Here is a 17,755-nt window from a genome sequence, read left to right on the forward strand (position 1 = left end):
GGGCACGGTCGGGGCACGACTCCGGGCTGTTCGGGCAACTCGCGCTTTAGGCGAGTCAGATCAAGCCGTGCCGCATCACGTACCCGACGGCGTGCGCACGGTTGCGCAACTGGAGCCGGGTGGTGACCTCGTGCAGGACGTTCTTCACCGTGCGCTCGGAGAACGACATCTTCGAGGCGATCTCGGTCGTGTCGAAACCCTCGGACACCAGTCGCAGCATGTCCGCCTCACGCGCGGTCAGCGTGGACAGCGACGGGCCGTTGGGGTCCAGCACACTGCGCTGCAACCGGCCCACGTGGTCGAGCAGCTTGCCCAGCAGGTCGCCGGGCAGCACCGCTTCTCCTTTGGCCAGCGCGGAAACCGTGGCCACCAACCGGTCCTGGTCGGCCTCGGCCCGCCGGATCACCGCCGTCACGCCGCAGTCGATGGTGGTCTGGAGGGCGTCCTGGTCGAAACGACCCACCACCAGGCCGATGCGCGTCGTGGACGACCGCCGCAGCCGGCGCAGCACCTGTGCGGTGGCGTCGTCCACCTGGTCCACCACCACGAGCGACACGACGGCCCGCTCGTCGTCCGGCCGCACCACCTCGACCTCGGGCCGGGGCCGCAACTGGTACGTGATGCCCGCCTTCAGCACCGGGTCCTCGGCGTACACGGCCACCGGAATCCTGGACATGAATCCTCCTGTGGAACAGCCGGCCCGCACGGTCGGCGACCTCGTTGTGACCATCGTGGGCGGCAGAGGGGTTCGCGTGCACCGGCGTGGGGACTTCGGTGCACGGGATTGCCCGTACAGTGCCCTTTTCTCCCTGTCGGCCGATGGTGCGCCGTGCCTACCGTTCAGCGGGTGACCACAACGACCGAATTCGGGCTCCCCACCGTGGTTGTCACGCCCGGTCAGGAGACCAGCACGACGATGACGGTGCGCAACGACAGCGATATCGTCGAGGCGTACGAGTTCGAGGTGGTGGGCGGGTGCGCCCCCTGGACCACCGTCGAACCGGCACGGCTGTCGCTGTACCCCGGCACCTCGGAGCAGGTCGCCATCGTGCTGCGCCCGCCGCGATCACCCGAGGTGCGCGCCGGCGAGGTGCCGCTCGGGGTGCGGGTGCTGCCCGCCGAACGACCGCAGTCGGCGGTCGTGACCGAGACGACCGTGGTCGTCGAACCCTTTGCGAAGCAACGGGTCCGGCTGATCCCCAAGCGCCGCCGGGCGTGGCGCAGCGCGCGCTTCCGCGTCGAGGTGCACAACGACGGCAACACGCCGACCTCCGTCACGCTCGCGTTGCCCGAAGCCGACGACCACCTGAAGTACACGGTCGCCACCACACCGACCACTGTGGACCCCGGCGGGCGCGCCGAGCTGGAACTGCGCGTGCGGGTGGCGAAGGCGCTGTGGTTCGGTAAGCCCAAGGTGTGGCCCGTGCGGTTGGACGCCGTGGCGCTGGCCGCGGACCAGCGGGACGAACACGAGCTCGCCGGTGAACTGGTGCAGCTGCCGATCCTGTCCAAGTGGCTGCTGTCCCTGCTCGGCGCGTTGTTGATGCTGCTGCTGGCGTGGCTGCTGCTGGTGCGCCCGGCGGTCCTCAGCGCGGCGCGCGAAGCCGCCGACGGCCGTGCCCAGGAGATCGTCCAGGCCGCCGAACCGCAGGCGCCGGCCGAGGAGCCGGGCGCCGCGCCGGAGCAGCCGCCCGCCGGTGAGCAGGGCCAAGGAGAGGGACAGGGCCAGGGGCAGGGCCGCGGCACGGCCGGTGGACGTGAACAGCACTCCGGCACCATCGCGGTCACCACGAACACCGGTGAGCAGACGACCGGGGCGTACGTCGTGCCGCCGGGCAAGGTCTTCCACATCACCGACATCGTGCTGGCCAACCACCAGGGCGACGAGGGCGTGCTGACCATCGCGTTCGGGGAGCGCACGATCACCACGATCGCGCTGGAGACGTTCCGCAACCAGGACTACCACTGGGTGACGCCGATCGACATCCCGCAGAACGGCACCGTGACCGTCACCGTCAACTGCGCCAGGCCCGGCACCCCGGCGAGTGGCCGGCAGGCCGCGAACTGCTCGCAACTGCTCCACGTCAGCGGCGAACTGGGCGACATCGTCCCCTGAACCCGCCCAAAGCCACAACGCCGCGCACCCGTTCCAGTGGGTGCGCGGCGGATTCGCGTCACGGGGTCATCCGGAGCGGCGGTTCCACTCGTCGAGGAGCGCGTCGATCCAGGCGAGCAGCAGCTCCACGGTGGCGTCGTCGTCGCGCTCGCGGTAGTAGCGGAGGTCCTCGCCGGCCGCCGCCAGTTCGAAGCGCAGGTCGCACGACGTGAGACCGCCCTCGGTCGGCCTCACGGCTCGAGCGGCGCGTTGCGGGCCGCCATCCGGAACGCCTCGATGTACTTCGGCAGCTCGACCAGCGCGCGTTCCCACGAGCCGGACGTGATCTGCTCGGCGAACACCGCGTCGACCACGAGCCGGTCCACGCAGGGGTCCATGTCGTCGCCCGCCGCGTCCCGCAGCCGCCGCGACACCTCGATCCGGTGCGTGCGCGACCGGATGACCTCCAGGGTCCGCTCCAGCTCGCCGATGACCCGCTCGGCCTCCTCCGGCCGGACCACGAGCCAGCCCTTGGCGGCCAGGTCGAGGAACAGGTCCCCGGCGAACCTCTCGCGCGTCGAACCGTCCGTCACGCGACCGCCGTCCTCGTCGGGCCACATCGCCTTCACACCTCCGTACCGGCACCGGGGCCGGTACCGGTCCTCCGGGACCCCCGCCGGCCGTGCGGCAGGGGCTGGCTTGAGCCCATCATGCGGGACGGGTGCGCCGAAAGGCCGGCGGACCAGGTCTGCCCGTCCGTACTCCCCCGGGTTCCCGGCGCGGGGGAGAGCGGTGGGCGGTTCTACGCCGAACGGGTGACGCGCGACGGGATCTGAACCGATCGGTGTTGCTGTGCGTGCCCCTCCTGACCGAGGGGGTGCGGATGTGCTCTGACGAGCTGAGGGTGAGCGTGCTGGGGCCGGTGCGGGCCTGGCTGGGTGAGGTTGAGCCGGCACTGGGCCCGACCCGGAGGCGGACGGTGTTCGCGGTGCTGGCCGGTCGGGCGAACCAGGTGGTGTCGCGGGACGAGCTGGTCGACGGCGTGTGGGGCGACGAGCCGCCGATGGGTGCGGTCGGGAGCCTCCACACGTACATGTCCGGGCTGCGCAGGGCTCTTGGGCCGGCGCGGGACGCGTTGGTGTCGCGGCCCGGGGGTTATCTGCTGCGGCTGGCCGAAGCGGCGCTGGACGCGGAGGTCTTCGAACGCGGTCGGGCCGAGGCGCAGCGGCTGGTGGCGGCGGGCGACTGGAGCGGCGCACGTGACGCCGTGGACGCTGTGCTCGGGCTGTGGCAAGGATCGGCCTACTCGGGGTTGTCCGGTCCGTACGCCGAGCAGGAACGGCGGCGGCTGGGGGAGTTGCGGTTGAGCGCGGTGGAACTGCGCTGCCGTGCCGGGCTGGAGTTGGGGCAGCACGTCGAGGTGGTCGCGGAGGTGACCGCGCTGCTGGTGGAGCACCCGTGGCACGAGTCGTTGCGGGCGCTGCTGATGCTGGCCCTGCACCGGTCCGGGCGGGACGGTGAGGCGCTGGAGGTGTTCCGGGCCGCGCGGCGGGCGCTGATCGAGCAGCAGGGCATCGAACCGGGTCCGGCACTGCGCGACGCGCACCGGGTGGTCCTCGCCGAACTCTCACCCCGGCGCGTGGCCAGGGCCTGCTGACCGGTGCCACCGGCTGGTGACGTGAGGCCGGGTCACCGGCGCAGGGCCAGTTCTGCGAGGACGGTGGCGCCGTCGGTCAGGACGGAGTCGTCGAACTCGGCGCGCGGGGAGTGGTTGTCGGTGGCGCCGTTGCCCGCGCCGAGCAGGATGAACGCGCCGGGGACCCGCTGGAGGACGCGGGAGAAGTCCTCGCCGCCGGGCAGCGGGTCGGCCAGCGGGCGGAACCGGTCCTCGCCCAGGACCTCGGTGATCGTGTCGCCGACGAACGTCGTCTCCTGCGGGTCGTTGACCGTCATCGGGTAGCCGTCGACGTAAGTCACCTCGGCGTCCAGGCCGTGCGCCTGTGCGATCGACCGGGCCAACGTGATCGCGGCGTCCTTGATCCTCGCCTTGGCCGGCGCGGAGAACGTGCGCACGGTGGCCTCGAACCGCGCGGTGTCGGGGATGACGTTGCGGCGGGTGCCGGCGTGGAACGAGCCCACGGTCAGCACGACGGGGTCGAAGATGTCGGACTGCCGGGTGACCAGGGTCTGGAGCGCCGTCACGATCTCGCACGCCACCGGGATCGGGTCCTTCGCCCGGTGCGGCCTCGCGCCGTGCCCGCCGGAGCCGACGACGGTGACCTCCAGCGCGTCGGACGCCGCCATGGTCGTGCCCGGCCGGGCGGTGAACACCCCGTGCGGCACAGCGGAGCTGAACACGTGCAACGCGTACGCGGCGTCCGGCTTCGGGCCCGCGGCGTCGAGCACGCCCTCGGCGATCATCGCGGCCGAGCCGTCCCACCCTTCCTCACCGGGCTGGAACATCAGGATCGCGTTCCCGGCCAACGCCTCCCGCCGACCGGCGAGCAGATGCGCTGCGCCGACCAGCATGGCGGTGTGCATGTCGTGGCCGCACGCGTGCATCGCGCCGTCCACCCGGGACGCGTAGTCGAGCCCGGTGAGTTCTTGCACGGGCAGCGCGTCCATGTCGGCGCGCAGCAGCACCACCGGTCCGGGCCGCGATCCGCGCACCACAGCCGTCACGGAGGTCAGCCCGCGGCCGACGGACACCTCCAGCGGCAGCCCGTCGAGCGCGGCGAGCACCTTCTCCTGCGTGCGCGGTAAGTCCAGGCCGATCTCGGGCTCGGCGTGCAGGCTCCTGCGCAACCGGACCAGGTCGTCCCGCAGTGCGACGGCGTCCTCGCGTACTGGCATCGGTGATCTCTCCTCGACTTCGGTTCGGGGTACTTGTCGAAGGATCAAGGTCGATGTCACCCTCACCGCTGACATTGCCGGAATCGATCACCAGGACGGCGTCCAGTGCAGGATTCGCGCACACCCGACGAGACGGACCTCCGGCTCGTCCACGCGCTCCAGGCCACGCCCCGGGCGACGTGGCACGAGGTCGGGCGGGCGCTCGACATCGACCCGGCCACCGCCGCGCGACGGTGGCAAGGGCTCACCGACGCGGGGTTCGCCCGGGTCACCGCCTACCCCGACGTGCGACTGTGGGCGCAGGACCACTGCAACGCGTTCATCGAGCTCGACCTCGAACCGACCGCCCGCGCGCACGCCGTCGAGGTGCTGTCACGGCTGCCGCAGGTCGTCTCCATCGCCGTCATCAGCAGCGGGCGGGACCTGTTCCTGACCGTGCTGACGCCCGATCTCCCGACGCTGTCCCGGCTCGTGCTGCACGACCTCCACCGGTTGCCCGGCCTGCGCGGGACGCGGACGCACACCGTCACCACCGTCTACGGCGAGGGCAACCACTGGCGGCTCGGCGCGCTCGAACCCCAGCGGCGCGCGCAACCCGACCGGCACATCCCGTCGACCGCGAGCCGTCCCGTCTGGAAACAGCACCACCGGGACGTGCTCCGCGCGCTGGACGACGGACGCAGGCCGGCGGCCGAGATCGCGGCCGGCGCCGGCAAGAGCGGCTCCACCGTCCGCCGGTGGCTGAACGAGATGGTCGACGGCCGGTTGCTGTCCCTGCGGTGCGAGGTGGCGCAGTCGATCACGGGGTGGCCGGTCAGCGCGACGTTCCGGGCCAGGGTGCCGCCGGACGAGCTGGACCGGACCGGGGTCGCGCTCACCGAGCTGCCGGAGGTCCGGCTGTGCGCGGCCGTGACCGGGGCGGACAACCTGGTGCTGACGCTGTGGCTGCGATCGCTCGGCGACATCCAACGCGTGGAGGCGGAACTGGCCCGGCGACTGCCCGCGCTCACCCTCACCGACCGCGCCGTGACCCTGCGCGCGGTGAAGCGGATGGGCTGCCTGCTGGACGAGAGCGGTCGGATCACCGACGTGGTGCCGATCGACCCGTGGGCGTCCTGCTGACCGCACCACCAGTAGATTCGTCGCCATGCGCGTACTGTTCGCCGCCCTCGCGTCGGTGGGCCACACCTACCCCCTGATCCCGCTCGCGATCGCGGCACGAGATGCGGGGCACGAGGTGCACTTCGCCGTCGGCGAGGGCGTGCACGCGCCACTGGCCGCGAACGGACTGCGGCCGTTCCGCCCCGCCGATTCGTTCTACGAGATCTACGCCGAAGACCTCGAACCGGAACTGGCCCGGCTCAAGCCCGACCTGGTGGTGCACGAGTGGGGCGTGCCGGGAGCTGCCGTCGCCGCTCGCCGAGCCGGGATCCCCGGCCTCTGGCACGGGTTCGGCCGCATGTTCCCCGAAGGCATCGGCCTCGAATCGACTGCGAAGACCGGACGCCCGCACGTCGACATCTGCCCGTCTTCGTTGCAGGACAAGGACTTCCTCGCGACCGAGGACCGGATCGAGCTGCGTCCCGTCCCGTACTCCGAACCCGCGCCGCTACCCGCGTGGGACAAGCCTGTGGTCTACCTGACGCTGGGCACCGCGTTCGGCACCGCGGACCTGCTCACCACGGTCATCAAAGGGCTGGCGACCCTGGACGTCCACGTCGTGGTCGCCACCGGCCGCGTCCGCGTGGACGAGCTGGGCGACCTGCCGCACAACGTCACCGCCCAGCCCTGGGTGCCGCAGGCGGACCTGTTGCCGCACGTCGACGTCGTCGTGCACCACGGCGGCAGCGGCACCACCCTCGGCGCCCTCGCCGTCGGGGCCCCGCAGCTGGTCCTGCCCCAAGGCGCCGACCAGTTCGCCAACGCCGAGGCGGTTACCGTCGCCGGTGCGGGCCTACGGCTCCTGGCCGACGAACTGGACGCCGACGCCGTGGCCGAACACGTCCGCACGCTGACCCAACGCCACGACCACCGTGACGCGGCCCGCGCGATCGCCGAGGAGATCGCCCGGATGCCTTCACCGGACGAGGTCGCCCGCCGCCTGCCGGACTACGCCAAACGCCCGTAGACGCCTCTGCCCCCACCGACACCGTGCGGCGTCGATGGGGGCAGAGGTCGATGGGTCAAGGGTCGATGGCCGGGGGGACAGTCGCTAGCGCTGGGTGATGTCTGACGGTGAGTAGAAGCAGTTCTTGCCGTCCGCGCCCTCACCGATCTTCTTCGGCTCGGAACCCTTGGGCACGCCCTGGTACTTCTCGCAGATGACCGTGCTGCCGTAGACGGTGATGCGGGAGAAGCGGGCGGTGTCGCCCCAGTTGGTGTTGATGCCGGCGAGCACCTTGGTGGAGCGTGCCGTGACGCCGTCCATGACCACGTGCCGCTGGTACGAGGTGGAGCAGTTGCCGCAGGCCCGGTAGAGCTTGCCGGAGCCGTGGACCTGGAAGTTGCGGATGGTCACGGTGCCGGCGCCGTTGTGCTGGAACACCTTGTCGGAACCGGACTTCGCGCCGCCGCCGTCGACGAGGTAGGTGGCGGAGGAGCTGGAGCTGCGGAAGGTGGCGGCGTCCTCGCCCACGTCGTTCCACCAGACGTTGCGGATGACGCAGGAGCCCTCGCAGTGGATGCCGTCGCCGGCGGGCGCGTCGATGAAGAGGTTCTGGATGGTGCCGCCGTTGGCCACGACGAACATCGGGTCCTGGCCTTCACCCTGGCCGCCGTCGCCGATGCCGTAGTAGCGCTTCATGCCGCCGTCGAAGAACGTGCCGGCGTTCTTCGTGGTGGTCTGGTGCACGCTGCCGGTGTTGCTCGGCCACGGGCCACTGCCGTCACCGCCACCACCGGGGTTGGTCGTGGTGGTCGTCGTCGTGCTGGTCGTCCGGGTCGTGGTGGACGTGCTGGTCGACGACGAGGTGGACGTGCTGGTGCTGGTGGACGTGGACGTCGGCGAGCCGGTGCACGTCACGCCGTTGAGCTTGAACGACGTGGGCGACGGGTTGGAGCCCGACCACGAGCCGTTGAACCCCGGCGTCGCGGACGCGCCGGTGCCGAGGGAACCGTTCCAGCTCATGTTCCGCACCGTCACCGTGCTGCCGGACTGGCTGAACTCACCGGACCAGCCCTGGTCGACGCGCTGGCCCGCGGCGAACGTCCACTCCAGCGTCCAGCTGGAGACCGCGTCACCCAGGTTGGTGACGGTGACGTTGGCGCCGAAACCACCGTTCCACTGGCTGGACACCACGTAGTCCACCCGGCACCCCTCGGCCGCGCTGGCCGTCGGACCACCGGCCACCACCAACGCGGCGGACATCGCCGTCACCGACGCCACGGCGCCCACCGTCGCGGCCCACCGGGCCGATCTGCTCGTGCGTGTACTCATCTATGTCTCCTTATGCTCAGCGTTGAACGACAGGGACGACAGGTCAGATCCGAGCGCCCAACCGGGCGTAGTTCTTGGCCTGGAGGAACGTCGACGGCCGGATGTTCCCGGCGGAGTCGCGGCCGCCTGCGATGGTGGACGTGCTGGTGCTCGCCAGGTCCGAGTCGGACCAGGACGACTTGATGTCCCAGGAGTTGCCCGAACCGGTGGAGCTGCCCAGCGAGACCGGCTTGGCGTTGCCGACGGCCAGGTTGGCGGTCAGCTTCGACCGCGAGCGGTCCACCGTGAAACCGTTCTTGGCGTTGCGCCGCGCACCACGTTGCCGGTGCCTGAGCCTTCCTTGACGGCCAGGCCGTCGGCGCTCTCGCCGTTCTTGCGCGGGTCGCGGTTGCCGTAGCTGTCCAGGTTCAGGATCAGGTTGTTCGCGGACGCGCCCTGGAGCTGGAATCCGCTCTCGTAGTTGTCCCGCGTGACCAGCCGCTCGAACACGTTGTCGTCGCACCCGGCGCAGTAGTACGCGTACGGGCCGCGGATGATCTCCAACCCCGAGACGTGCCACCAGGACGCCTCCTGGTGGAACACCCCGCGCTGGTCACGCGGGATGCTGCCGCCGACGGGGGTGTGGCCGGCCGGCAGCGCCTCGCCGTCCACCACGACCCGTTCACCGGGGTAGTCGGCGAGCCGGATCGGCCGGCCGGGCTCGCCGCTCTTCCGGATCTGGATGTTCGTCGTGACCGCGTACGTGCCACCCCGGACGAGGATCGTGGCTCCGGGCGTGGCGAGGTCGATCGCCTTCTGGATGGACTTCAGCGGCCGTTCGACCGTGCCGGGATTCGTGTCGCTGCCGTTCCCGGCCACCACGAAGGTGGGGTCGGCGGCCTGCGCCGGCGCGGGCGCCAGAGCGAGCAGCGCGACGGCCGTCGTGAGAGCAACCATTGATCTCATGCGTCCTTCGTCCTACTTTCGGGCAGAATTGCCGAAGGTGTTCTGGGAGCGCTCCCAGTAAGGTTAACGCAACAGTTTCGAGCGAGGCAAGATAATTCACGGACGTGAATCTTCTTTGTTCCGCCACGAAACCGCCAGGCCGGTTCGCATACCTGAACAAAGCTGCCCGAAAGGAAATCCGGCGGGCGTCGGACGCGCTCACGCAATATGCATTCCTGGCTCCACGGGGCCATTGGCGGCCTTGGCGACTGTCACCCGAACAGGCGAACGCGGTGCGAGCGGACGTCCGGAGTTCACGTCGCTGAAACCACAGGGCGGCCCGCGCGGATCTACAGTCTCGCCATCCTGGACGACATTGATCCCTTCATCGGAACGGCCGCGACCTCCCTGCCGGCGGCGCAAGGTCTCGCGGCCACTTGGTGGTGGCCGAAAGCGCAGATCGGGAACACCCACCCGGGTGCCACGTCCCCGCTCGGCATGGTCTCCGCGTGCGCCTACTCCGGCGCCTACCCGACCGGGTACGGCCTCTACACGAAGAACACCGAAGGCCTGCCGGAGGAGATGTTCGACCGGCCGCAGGCCTCGGGGTTCACCCACTTCCAGCAATCCGGCACGGGTGCGATCCGCAAGTACTACAACTACGTGCGGGTGACGCCGATGGTGCAGCCGCTGGACACCCTCGGCCAGGCCTGGCCGCTGCACGACGAGGTGGCCGAAGCCGGGTACTACGCGGCCACGCTGGACACCGGCATCCGCTGCGAGATCACCGTCGGCGAAAAGGTCGCGGTGCACCGGTACACGTTCCCGGAGCACCGCAGCGCCCGGATCGTGGTGGACCTGTCCTGCGGTGGCCTGGCCATCGACCACGGCCACACGGTGCCGCTGCGGGCGCACGTGGAGAGCATCGGCCACGGTCGCGCGCAGGGCACGGTCGTCGTCGAGGGCGTGCCGCTGTCGGTGTACATCGAGGTCGACATCCCGGGCTGGCGGCAGATGCTGTGGCACGACCGCCGGCTGATCGAAGGCGGCACCCGGCTGGACTTCGACCGCATCCGGCAGACCACCCTGCGCCCGTTCGGCCTGCTGTTCATCGGGCCGGCCGCCGCCGGGCAGAGCGTCGAGGTGCGGATCGGCTTCTCCCTGCGCGGCTGCGAGCAGGCCAGGGCGAACCTGCGCCGCGAGTGCGGCGAGGGCACGCCGGCGTTCGGCAACACCCTGGCGCGGACCAAGGACCGGTGGCGCGACCACGTCGGCCGGATCGAGGTGGAGGGCGGCTCGCCCGCCCGCCGGCAGGTGTTCGCCACCGCGCTGTACCACTCGCTGATCAAGCCCTGCTTCGCGGACGACGAGAGCCCGTTCTGGCCGACGTCCGGGCCGTTCGCCTTCGACGTCTGCACGATGTGGGACATCTACAAGACCCAGTTGCCGCTGCTCGCCGCGATCTGCCCGGACCGGGCCGTCGACCTGCTGGAATCACTGATCCGGGTGTGCGAGGAGGAGGGCAACTTCCCGATCGGCTACCGGATGGCGCGCGGCGCGGACAGGTTCTTCCGGCAGGCCAGCGCGTTGGTGCACACCGCACTCGCCGACGCGCACGCGCTGGGACTCGGTGACCTGGACTGGAACTGGGCGCTGGTGCACATGGAAGCCGACCTGCGCCGGATGTACGGCGAGGACTTCTACGAGCACGGCGTGGTGCACCCGATCTCGCACACCCTCGACCTCGCCTACGCCTACCACTGCACCGCCGGCGTCGCCCGCGCCCTGAACGACGGACCGCTCGCCGACGACCTCGCCGCGCGCAGCCACCTGTGGTCCAACGCGTTCGACCCGGCCACCGGCCTGCTGCTGGACTCGTCGTTCTACGAGGGCGGCAAGTGGAACTACTCGTTCCGGCTCCTGCACGACATGGCCGGGCGGATCGCGCTGGCCGGCGGTGACGACGCGTTCGTCGCCATGCTGGACGCCTTCTTCGGCTACGGCGCGCAGCCCGTGAAGCAGCCAGGCAGGCGGCCCGACCCGGCGGAGATGGCGATCGGCTACGCGCTGAACCGGTTCGAAGGGCTGAACAACGAGCCCGACATGGAAGCGCCGTGGTCCTACCACTACGCGGGTCGACCGGACCGCACGGCCGAGGTCGTGCACGCGGCGCTGACGTGGCAGTTCGGCACCGGGGCCGGTGGGCTGCCGGGCAACGACGATTCCGGTGGCCTGAGCTCCTGGTACGTGTGGGCTTCGCTGGGGCTGTTCCCGATCGCCGGCCAGAACCTGTTCCTGGTCAACGCGCCCGCGTTCGCGCGCGCCACGATCCACACCGGTGGCCGGGATTTCGTCATCGAGACCAGCGGCCACCGGGAGACGCCCATCGGCTCCGACGGGCTGGAGCGCGTGCCGCCGCCGCAGTACGTGCAGTCCGCCCGGCTGAACGGGAAACCGCTGGACGTGGCGCACCTGCGCGCCTCCGACGTCCACGCGGGCGGGCGGCTGCACCTGGAACTCGGTCCGGAGCCCTCGGCCTGGGGCCGTGACTCCCGGCCGCCGTCACTGTCCGACCCCACCGCGACGGGAACTAGCACATGAGCAGGCCGAGCCGTCGTCTTGTCATCGTCGTCCGGGCCGACCCGGTGATCTGCGGTCATTCCGGTGAGGCCCGCAACCTGGCCGAGGTCGCGCTCACCCGCGGTTTCGACGACGTGCGCCTGCTGACGTGGCCGCTCCCGGCGCTCCAGGCGGCCGGTCTGCCGTTGAAGCCACTGGACCGGATCATGCCGTACAGCACGGGGATCACGGTGGAACGGCCCGAGCCGGTGGGCGACTACCGGGTGCCGGACGGCCGGTACATGGCCGGGCTCACCGGCCGCCTGGTCGAGTTGCTGGCCGAGCAGGTCCCGACCACGTGCCTGTCGATGTACCTCGCGCCGCACACCGCGGTGGTGGGGGAGGCCGTCGCCGTGGCTCGTGCCGCGGGCTACCGGCCCGATGTGCACACCATGGCGAAGGCGGTGGGCTCGGACGTCACCAACGTGATCCGCTCCTGCCTGCGCGACGGGCGGTTCGGGGCGGCGGTCGTGCTGCTGACCACGTTCCTGGCGAACGACCGGGTGCTCGCGGTGTCCGAGTACACCCGGCAGGAGATCATCGCCTCCGCCGAGGACGTCGACCGGCATTGCGGCACGCGGCTCGCCGACGAGTGCCGGCGCCGGGTGTCGGTCAGCTACCCGCCGATCGACACGTCGGCGTACCTCGAACTCGACCCGGCGCTGGTGGACGCCGCGCTCAAGCGCCGGGGGCTGGAACGTGACGGCTACGTGCTGTTCCTGTCCCGGGTGGCGCGGGCGAAGGGCGTCTACGACCTGGTGGCCGCGTTCGCGCGGACCAAGGCGCGGTCGCGGGTGAAGCTCGTGATCGCGGGGAACGGCCCGGCGCTGGACGACGTCCGGGAGATCGCGCGGCACGACGACCGGATCGTGTTCCTGACCGATGTGGACGATGAGGAGAAGCCGCTGCTGATGCGCGGTTGCGCGGCCTACACCTTGCCTACCAGGCCGGAACCGGACTTCGTCGAGACGTTCGGGATCGCGTTGACGGAGAAGATGCTCGCGGGCGGCGGACCGGTGATCACGACCACCACCGGCGGGACGGGTGAGGCGGTCGGCGGCACGGCGATCATCGTGGAGGCCGGGGACGTCACGGGCCTCGCCGCCGCGATCGACCGCGCGGTGCTGGAGATGTCCCCCGAGGAGCGGCAGGTGATGGAGGGCCGGGCCCGCGCGCACGCCATGTCGTTCGACCGGGCACGCGTCTTCGACGACCTCTTCACCGCGCCGGTCCTACCCACCCAAGACCGCGCCCCGGCCGCACAGCACTGACCTCACGGCCCCCGTGACGGCGAGCCGCCGGACGAGCTGAAGGACGGATCTTCCGGTCGTCCGGCCGAGTTGTGGCGCTTCTCGTCCGGTCCCCGGAAGATCCGTCCTGTGCTTCAGTCCCTTCCGCCCGCACCACGATCCGCGACAGCTAGCGGCTCAGGTTGCGGTAGCTCTTGACGGAAAGCGGGAGGAAGATCAACAGCAGCAGCACCGGCCAGACGATGGCCATCAGCGTGGCGTTCTCGACCACCCACGAGCCGGATTGGCCGACCCCGGGGTTGCCGAACAGTTGACGCGTCGCGGTGACCGTCGCGGAGAGGGGGTTCCACTCGGCGATCGTGCCGAGCCAGGCCGGCATCGTGTCGGGGGAGACGAACGCGCTGGACAGGAACCCGACCGGGAATTCGAGCGTCTGCGCGCTGGTGGTCGCCTCGGTGTGCAACACGAGCCCGAGGTACACGCCGATCCAGATCAGCGCGAACCGGAGCAACAGGATGAGCCCAACGGCGCCCCAGAAGGCTTGGGAGGAGCCGGCGGCACGCCAACCGATCGCCAGACCGGCGAGCATCATCACGATCAGGGTCAGGATGGAGAACAACATGTCCGCCACGGCCCGGCCGATGAGCACGGCCGCGGAGGACATCGGCATGGACCTGAAGCGGTCGGTGACGCCCCGGTCCACGTCGGTGGTTACCGCGATCGTTGTCTGCGCGATGCCGAACAGCATGGTCATGGTGAACATGCCCGGCATCAGGAAGTCGCGGTACTCGCCACCGCCCGGCACGATGATCGCGCCGCCGATCAGGTAGTTGAACAGGAGAACGATCAAGACGTTGAACAGGAGCGTGAAGATGACCACGCCGGGATTGCGCGCCCAGTGCGCGAACGCCCGCTGGGTCACGGTCCACCCGTCGATGAACACCCAGCGCAGGCGGCCGCCGGCGCCGGTCGGGATCGCCGGTGTGTCGATGACCGTCATGACTTGACCTCCTGTCCGTCCTTGCTCGTCTTCTCCTGCATGGCCTGGCCGGTGACGTGCAGGAACACGTCGTCCAGGGTCGGACGTCGGAGCGAGAGGTCGTCAAGGGCGGTGCCCAGCTCGTCGAGCACCCGGACGATCCCGGCCAGCGCGTTGGTCCGGTTGTTGACCTGCACGCTGATCATCCGCTCGTCGCGGTCGATGTGGGGCTCGGCGCCGGTGAACCGCGCCAGCGCGTGCCCGGCGATGGTCAGGTCGCCGGCGTTGTGCAGCACCACGTCGATCCGATCACCGCCGACCTGCGACTTGAGCTCGCTCGGTGTGCCCTCGGCGATGACCTTGCCGTTGGCGAGCACGGAGATCTGGTTGGCCAGCTGGTCGGCCTCGTCCAGGTACTGGGTGGTCAGGAGCACTGTCGTGCCCTTGTCGACCAGTTCCCGGATCGCCTGCCACACCTCGTTGCGGCCGCGGGGGTCCAGCCCGGTCGTCGGCTCGTCCAGGAAGAGGACCGCCGGGGCGAGGATCATGCTCGCGGCCAGGTCGAGCCGGCGGCGCATGCCCCCGGAGTACGCCTTCACCTGCTTCTTCCCGGTCTCGCTCAGGCTGAACTGGTCCAGCAGGTCGACCGCCCGCTTCTTGGCGGCCGCGGTGCTCAGGTGGTAGAGCCGACCGAACATCACCAGGTTCTGGTACCCGCTCAGGACTTCGTCCACCGCGGCGTTCTGCCCGACCAGGCCGATCCGGTGCCGAACCTGCGCCGCTTGGCTGACGACGTCGTACCCGGCGACGGTCGCCCGTCCCTCGTCCAGCTTCAGCAGGGTGGCCAGGATTCGCACGGACGTGGTCTTGCCGGCGCCGTTCGGGCCGAGCAACCCGCACACCGTCCCCTGGGGCACCGACAGGTCGAACCCGTCCAACGCGTACTTGTCGCCGTAGCGCTTGCGGAGGCCCTCCGCCGCCACAGCCAGCGTGCTCCCTGTCACCTTAACTCCTCCGGCTGTCGTCAGCGCCGTGGACGGCAACTGAACCGTACGTCATACGGTACAACATACCGAATGCGTTGTCACAGCCTCTCCGCCTTCCGGGCGAGTTCGGCTTGGCGACGCTCGACGAACGCCTCGATGCCGTCGAGCACGCGCTGGAGGCCGAACTCGAACGCGTGCTCGGGGGCGTACGCGGCGCCGTACGCCTCGCCGGTGGCTACGCCCACCCTTGCCGCGGTCGGGAACTTCGCGTCGTCCACGATGTTGCGGATGAGCGGGCCGTTGAGCTCCCACCACTCCTCATCGGTCATCCCGCTCTCGCGCTCCGCCTGCGTCGCGTCCAGCCACCGCCGCGCCACGTGGTCGACGTGCCCGTTCACCAGGTCGACGATGGAGTCCATCTCGATCTCGGACAGCCCGATCCCGGCGACCGCGGTGAGCTCGAAGTCGTACTTCGCGATCGAGTTCGGCCCGAGTGGCGGACGAATCGTGGAGACCTGGAGGATCCAGGGGTGACGTCGGGCGAGCAGCCAGTTCTCGCGGGCGACCTGTTCGAGTCTGGCGCGCCAGCCCTCGGGCAGGTTCGCGGGACGGGTCATCTCCCCGTACACCGAGTCGAGCATCAGGTCGATCAGTTCTTCCTTGCCCGGGATGTACGTGTACAGCGTCATCGTCCCCACACCGAGCCGCTCGGCCACGCGCCGCATCGACAGCGCGTCGAGGCCTGCTTCGTCGGCCGTGTCGACGGCGCTGCTGACGATCTTCTCGATGCTCAGGTCCGCCCGGCTCTTGCGGCCCGACCACGGCTGGAGACCCCACAGCAACGCCAGTCGCCGCGCCGCGTTGCGGTCCGTGCCCTTCATCTTGCTCATCGGCTCTCCCGTGGGCGTACCGTATATCGTACGGTACATAGTACAATCAGCTGGGGGTGTGAACCAAAGATTCTTCACCGCAGGGGAAAGCCCCGACGGCGAGGTGCCGGCGGGGCTGGGGAATGCGGCTTCCTCCGCTCTACTCGGGGAGCTCGATCGACAAGGCATGCCGGAAGACGTTGTTCGGATCCCACTTCGCCTTGGCCTGCCGCAAACGGGGGTAGTTGTCCCGGTAGAACAACTCCGGCCACGGCACCCCCGAGGTGTTCCAGCGCGGGTCGGCCAGGTCGTTGTCGGGGAAGTTGACGAAACAGCCGCCGTCGACGTCCCCTGGCACGGGGACGCCCCCGGTCTCGGCGTACATCTCGCGGTAGAACCGCCTCATCCAGTCCAGCGCGGCCTCGTCCTGGGACTCCTCCGCCCACGTGCTGTAGTACAGGGCTTGGAGGACTGTGTCCCGGAACGCCACGGCAGTCGCGTCCCGCGCCACCGCGTTGGTCTGCCCGCCCATGGACTGGAGCGCCACCGCCGCCTCGCCGCGGTCGGGGTCCGGTGTGCTCAGCCACTCGTAGCACGTGCTGATCTGGCGCTCGGTGTAGCAGCGCTTCAGGTACGCGGCCTTCAGCTTCACCCTGACACCCGGCGTCTCCTGGAGCCTCGCCTGCTTGACCATCAACGCCATCCACGGTGATGAGGTGACCGGTGCGATCATCGGGTCGGCTCCGACCCCGTCGGCGATCGCCGCGACGTAGTCCGCCAGCTTCCCGTCGGCCTCCGGATCGGTCGCGTCGATCTGCGAGAACGACAGGACCGCGGGACCGGCTCCCTCGCCGAAGCCGCGGCCGAGCAGCACCAGACCGCCGTACAGACCGTTGTACGGCGACGCCGGATCACTGTTGCGCTCGTGCCACTCGCCGTGGTTGCGGACGATGCGGTGGAAGGACTTCTCGTCCATCGTCGCCCACGGCCACATCACCTGGCTGCTGAGCACGCCGGCCGGCGCCTTCGGCAGCAGGTCGGACGGCGCGTCGCCGGGCGCCCCGGGCGTGCTCAGCCAGTACCTGGTCACCACGCCGAAGTTGCCGCCGCCTCCACCCGTGTGGGCCCACCAGAGGTCGTGGTTCGGGTCGTCGGGATCCCTGGTCGCGACGACGACCCTCGGCGTGCCGGACCGGTCCACGACGACCACCTCGACCGCGGCCAGGTAGTCCACCGCGAGCCCGTGCTTGCGGGACAGCGGACCGTAGCCACCGCCGCAGATGTGCCCGCCCGCGCCCAAGTCGCAGGAGCCGCCGGGGAAGGTGACCCCCCAGCCGAGGAACAGCCGCTGGTAGACGTGCACGAGGGTGGCGCCGGCCTCCACCGCGAACGCGCGCCGTTCGCGGTCGAAGTAGACGGCGTTCATCTCGCTCATGTCCAGCACGATCCGGACCGAGCTGTCGCTGACGAAGTTCTCGTAGCAGTGCCCACCGCTGCGCGCGACGATCCGCTTGCCCGAGCGGACGGCGTCGGTCACCGCACGCACGACCTCGGTGGTGTTCCGGGCCAACTGGAAGGACTCCGGCCTGGCCACCATTCGTGCGTTCGCCCCGCGGATGGACAGATCGGCGTACCTCGGGTCGTCCTGTGTCACGACGACAGGGCCCACCACATCGTTGCGTTCGCTGATCACATCCGAACGTTCCGCAGGTTTCGCGACGGTGTTCGCGACATCCGGCATCAG

The 17,755-nt window shown here is 70.2% G+C and carries 17 protein-coding genes; 6 read left to right on the plus strand and 11 right to left on the minus strand.

Annotated elements, in window-relative coordinates; all coding sequences use genetic code 11:
* Positions 1-55: 55 nt before the first annotated feature.
* Positions 56-676 (minus strand): helix-turn-helix transcriptional regulator, encoded by a 621-nt coding sequence (locus F4560_RS09545; protein ID WP_221483425.1) that lies wholly within the window; start codon positions 674-676, stop codon positions 56-58.
* 171 nt (positions 677-847) lie between these two features.
* Here F4560_RS09545 and F4560_RS09550 point away from each other — a divergent pair, with 171 nt between their 5' ends.
* Positions 848-2,116, plus strand: a complete 1,269-nt coding sequence (locus F4560_RS09550; protein ID WP_184918730.1) for a COG1470 family protein — start codon at positions 848-850, stop codon at positions 2,114-2,116.
* Between the two features lie 66 nt (positions 2,117-2,182).
* Here the strand turns inward: F4560_RS09550 and F4560_RS09555 are convergent, their stop codons facing one another.
* A complete protein-coding gene (locus tag F4560_RS09555; RefSeq protein WP_184918732.1) occupies positions 2,183-2,350 on the minus strand; it encodes a hypothetical protein in 168 nt (55 codons plus the stop codon).
* A complete protein-coding gene (locus tag F4560_RS09560; RefSeq protein ID WP_184918734.1) occupies positions 2,347-2,715 on the minus strand; it encodes a hypothetical protein in 369 nt (122 codons plus the stop codon). Before F4560_RS09560 ends, F4560_RS09555 begins: the two co-directional genes overlap by 4 nt.
* A 263-nt stretch (positions 2,716-2,978) precedes the next feature.
* On the opposite strand from F4560_RS09560, the gene F4560_RS09565 reads away from it, so the two are divergent.
* The gene (locus F4560_RS09565; protein WP_184918736.1) at positions 2,979-3,752 is read left to right on the plus strand and encodes an AfsR/SARP family transcriptional regulator; all 774 of its coding nucleotides are present in this window, start codon (positions 2,979-2,981) and stop codon (positions 3,750-3,752) included.
* 32 nt (positions 3,753-3,784) lie between these two features.
* Here the strand turns inward: F4560_RS09565 and F4560_RS09570 are convergent, their stop codons facing one another.
* Positions 3,785-4,948, minus strand: coding sequence for a M20 metallopeptidase family protein (locus F4560_RS09570; RefSeq protein WP_184918738.1), 1,164 nt, complete (start codon positions 4,946-4,948; stop codon positions 3,785-3,787).
* Between the two features lie 105 nt (positions 4,949-5,053).
* On the opposite strand from F4560_RS09570, the gene F4560_RS46065 reads away from it, so the two are divergent.
* Together F4560_RS46065 and F4560_RS09580 are read left to right on the plus strand one after the other, a co-directional pair.
* Entirely contained in the window at positions 5,054-6,070 is a 1,017-nt protein-coding gene (locus F4560_RS46065; protein ID WP_184918740.1) for an Lrp/AsnC family transcriptional regulator, read from the plus strand.
* 25 nt (positions 6,071-6,095) lie between these two features.
* Complete coding sequence (locus F4560_RS09580) at positions 6,096-7,076, plus strand: glycosyltransferase (protein ID WP_184918742.1); 981 nt, start codon at positions 6,096-6,098, stop codon at positions 7,074-7,076.
* Between the two features lie 84 nt (positions 7,077-7,160).
* On the opposite strand, the gene F4560_RS09585 is transcribed toward F4560_RS09580, so the two are convergent.
* The 3 genes from F4560_RS09585 to F4560_RS09590 are packed head-to-tail and all read right to left on the minus strand — an operon-like array spanning position 7,161 to position 9,320.
* Positions 7,161-8,384: a pectate lyase gene (locus F4560_RS09585; RefSeq protein ID WP_221483426.1), complete on the minus strand. Its 1,224-nt coding sequence runs from the start codon at positions 8,382-8,384 to the stop codon at positions 7,161-7,163.
* A gap of 43 nt (positions 8,385-8,427) precedes the next feature.
* Positions 8,428-8,667 (minus strand): hypothetical protein, encoded by a 240-nt coding sequence (locus F4560_RS43470; protein ID WP_221483427.1) that lies wholly within the window; start codon positions 8,665-8,667, stop codon positions 8,428-8,430.
* Positions 8,643-9,320: a right-handed parallel beta-helix repeat-containing protein gene (locus F4560_RS09590; protein WP_221483428.1), complete on the minus strand. Its 678-nt coding sequence runs from the start codon at positions 9,318-9,320 to the stop codon at positions 8,643-8,645. The genes F4560_RS43470 and F4560_RS09590 overlap by 25 nt, the downstream gene beginning before the upstream one ends.
* A gap of 216 nt (positions 9,321-9,536) precedes the next feature.
* Between F4560_RS09590 and F4560_RS09595 the strand changes: the two genes are divergently transcribed.
* Together F4560_RS09595 and F4560_RS09600 are read left to right on the plus strand one after the other, a co-directional pair.
* Positions 9,537-11,909, plus strand: a complete 2,373-nt coding sequence (locus tag F4560_RS09595) for a GH92 family glycosyl hydrolase (RefSeq protein ID WP_221483429.1) — start codon at positions 9,537-9,539, stop codon at positions 11,907-11,909.
* Positions 11,906-13,198: a glycosyltransferase gene (locus F4560_RS09600; protein WP_184918744.1), complete on the plus strand. Its 1,293-nt coding sequence runs from the start codon at positions 11,906-11,908 to the stop codon at positions 13,196-13,198. The genes F4560_RS09595 and F4560_RS09600 overlap by 4 nt, the downstream gene beginning before the upstream one ends.
* 148 nt (positions 13,199-13,346) lie before the next feature.
* Here F4560_RS09600 and F4560_RS09605 read toward each other — a convergent pair whose 3' ends face one another.
* From F4560_RS09605 to F4560_RS09620, 4 genes are all read right to left on the minus strand, one after another.
* Entirely contained in the window at positions 13,347-14,177 is an 831-nt protein-coding gene (locus F4560_RS09605; RefSeq protein WP_184918746.1) for an ABC transporter permease, read from the minus strand.
* Positions 14,174-15,160 (minus strand): ATP-binding cassette domain-containing protein, encoded by a 987-nt coding sequence (locus F4560_RS09610; RefSeq protein ID WP_184918749.1) that lies wholly within the window; start codon positions 15,158-15,160, stop codon positions 14,174-14,176. The genes F4560_RS09605 and F4560_RS09610 overlap by 4 nt, the downstream gene beginning before the upstream one ends.
* 80 nt (positions 15,161-15,240) lie before the next feature.
* Positions 15,241-16,032, minus strand: coding sequence for a TetR/AcrR family transcriptional regulator (locus tag F4560_RS09615; RefSeq protein WP_184918751.1), 792 nt, complete (start codon positions 16,030-16,032; stop codon positions 15,241-15,243).
* 139 nt (positions 16,033-16,171) lie between these two features.
* Positions 16,172-17,752, minus strand: coding sequence for an FAD-binding oxidoreductase (locus F4560_RS09620; protein WP_184918753.1), 1,581 nt, complete (start codon positions 17,750-17,752; stop codon positions 16,172-16,174).
* Positions 17,753-17,755: the final 3 nt, after the last annotated feature.

The sequence above is a fragment of the Saccharothrix ecbatanensis genome (assembly GCF_014205015.1).
Lineage (GTDB): Bacteria > Actinomycetota > Actinomycetes > Mycobacteriales > Pseudonocardiaceae > Actinosynnema > Actinosynnema ecbatanense.

Excerpts from the sequence above, each read along its gene's own strand:
- F4560_RS09595 (WP_221483429.1), top strand. The coding sequence starts at position 9,537 with ATGCATTCCTGGCTCCACGGGGCCATTGGCGGCCTTGGCGACTGTCAC.
- F4560_RS09545 (WP_221483425.1), bottom strand. The coding sequence starts at position 676 with ATGTCCAGGATTCCGGTGGCCGTGTACGCCGAGGACCCGGTGCTGAAG.
- F4560_RS09565 (WP_184918736.1), top strand. The coding sequence starts at position 2,979 with ATGTGCTCTGACGAGCTGAGGGTGAGCGTGCTGGGGCCGGTGCGGGCC.
- F4560_RS09560 (WP_184918734.1), bottom strand. The coding sequence starts at position 2,715 with ATGTGGCCCGACGAGGACGGCGGTCGCGTGACGGACGGTTCGACGCGC.
- F4560_RS09590 (WP_221483428.1), bottom strand. The coding sequence starts at position 9,320 with ATGGTTGCTCTCACGACGGCCGTCGCGCTGCTCGCTCTGGCGCCCGCG.
- F4560_RS09570 (WP_184918738.1), bottom strand. The coding sequence starts at position 4,948 with ATGCCAGTACGCGAGGACGCCGTCGCACTGCGGGACGACCTGGTCCGG.
- F4560_RS09600 (WP_184918744.1), top strand. The coding sequence starts at position 11,906 with ATGAGCAGGCCGAGCCGTCGTCTTGTCATCGTCGTCCGGGCCGACCCG.
- F4560_RS09615 (WP_184918751.1), bottom strand. The coding sequence starts at position 16,032 with ATGAGCAAGATGAAGGGCACGGACCGCAACGCGGCGCGGCGACTGGCG.
- F4560_RS09585 (WP_221483426.1), bottom strand. The coding sequence starts at position 8,384 with ATGAGTACACGCACGAGCAGATCGGCCCGGTGGGCCGCGACGGTGGGC.
- F4560_RS09605 (WP_184918746.1), bottom strand. The coding sequence starts at position 14,177 with ATGACGGTCATCGACACACCGGCGATCCCGACCGGCGCCGGCGGCCGC.
- F4560_RS09580 (WP_184918742.1), top strand. The coding sequence starts at position 6,096 with ATGCGCGTACTGTTCGCCGCCCTCGCGTCGGTGGGCCACACCTACCCC.
- F4560_RS09620 (WP_184918753.1), bottom strand. The coding sequence starts at position 17,752 with ATGCCGGATGTCGCGAACACCGTCGCGAAACCTGCGGAACGTTCGGAT.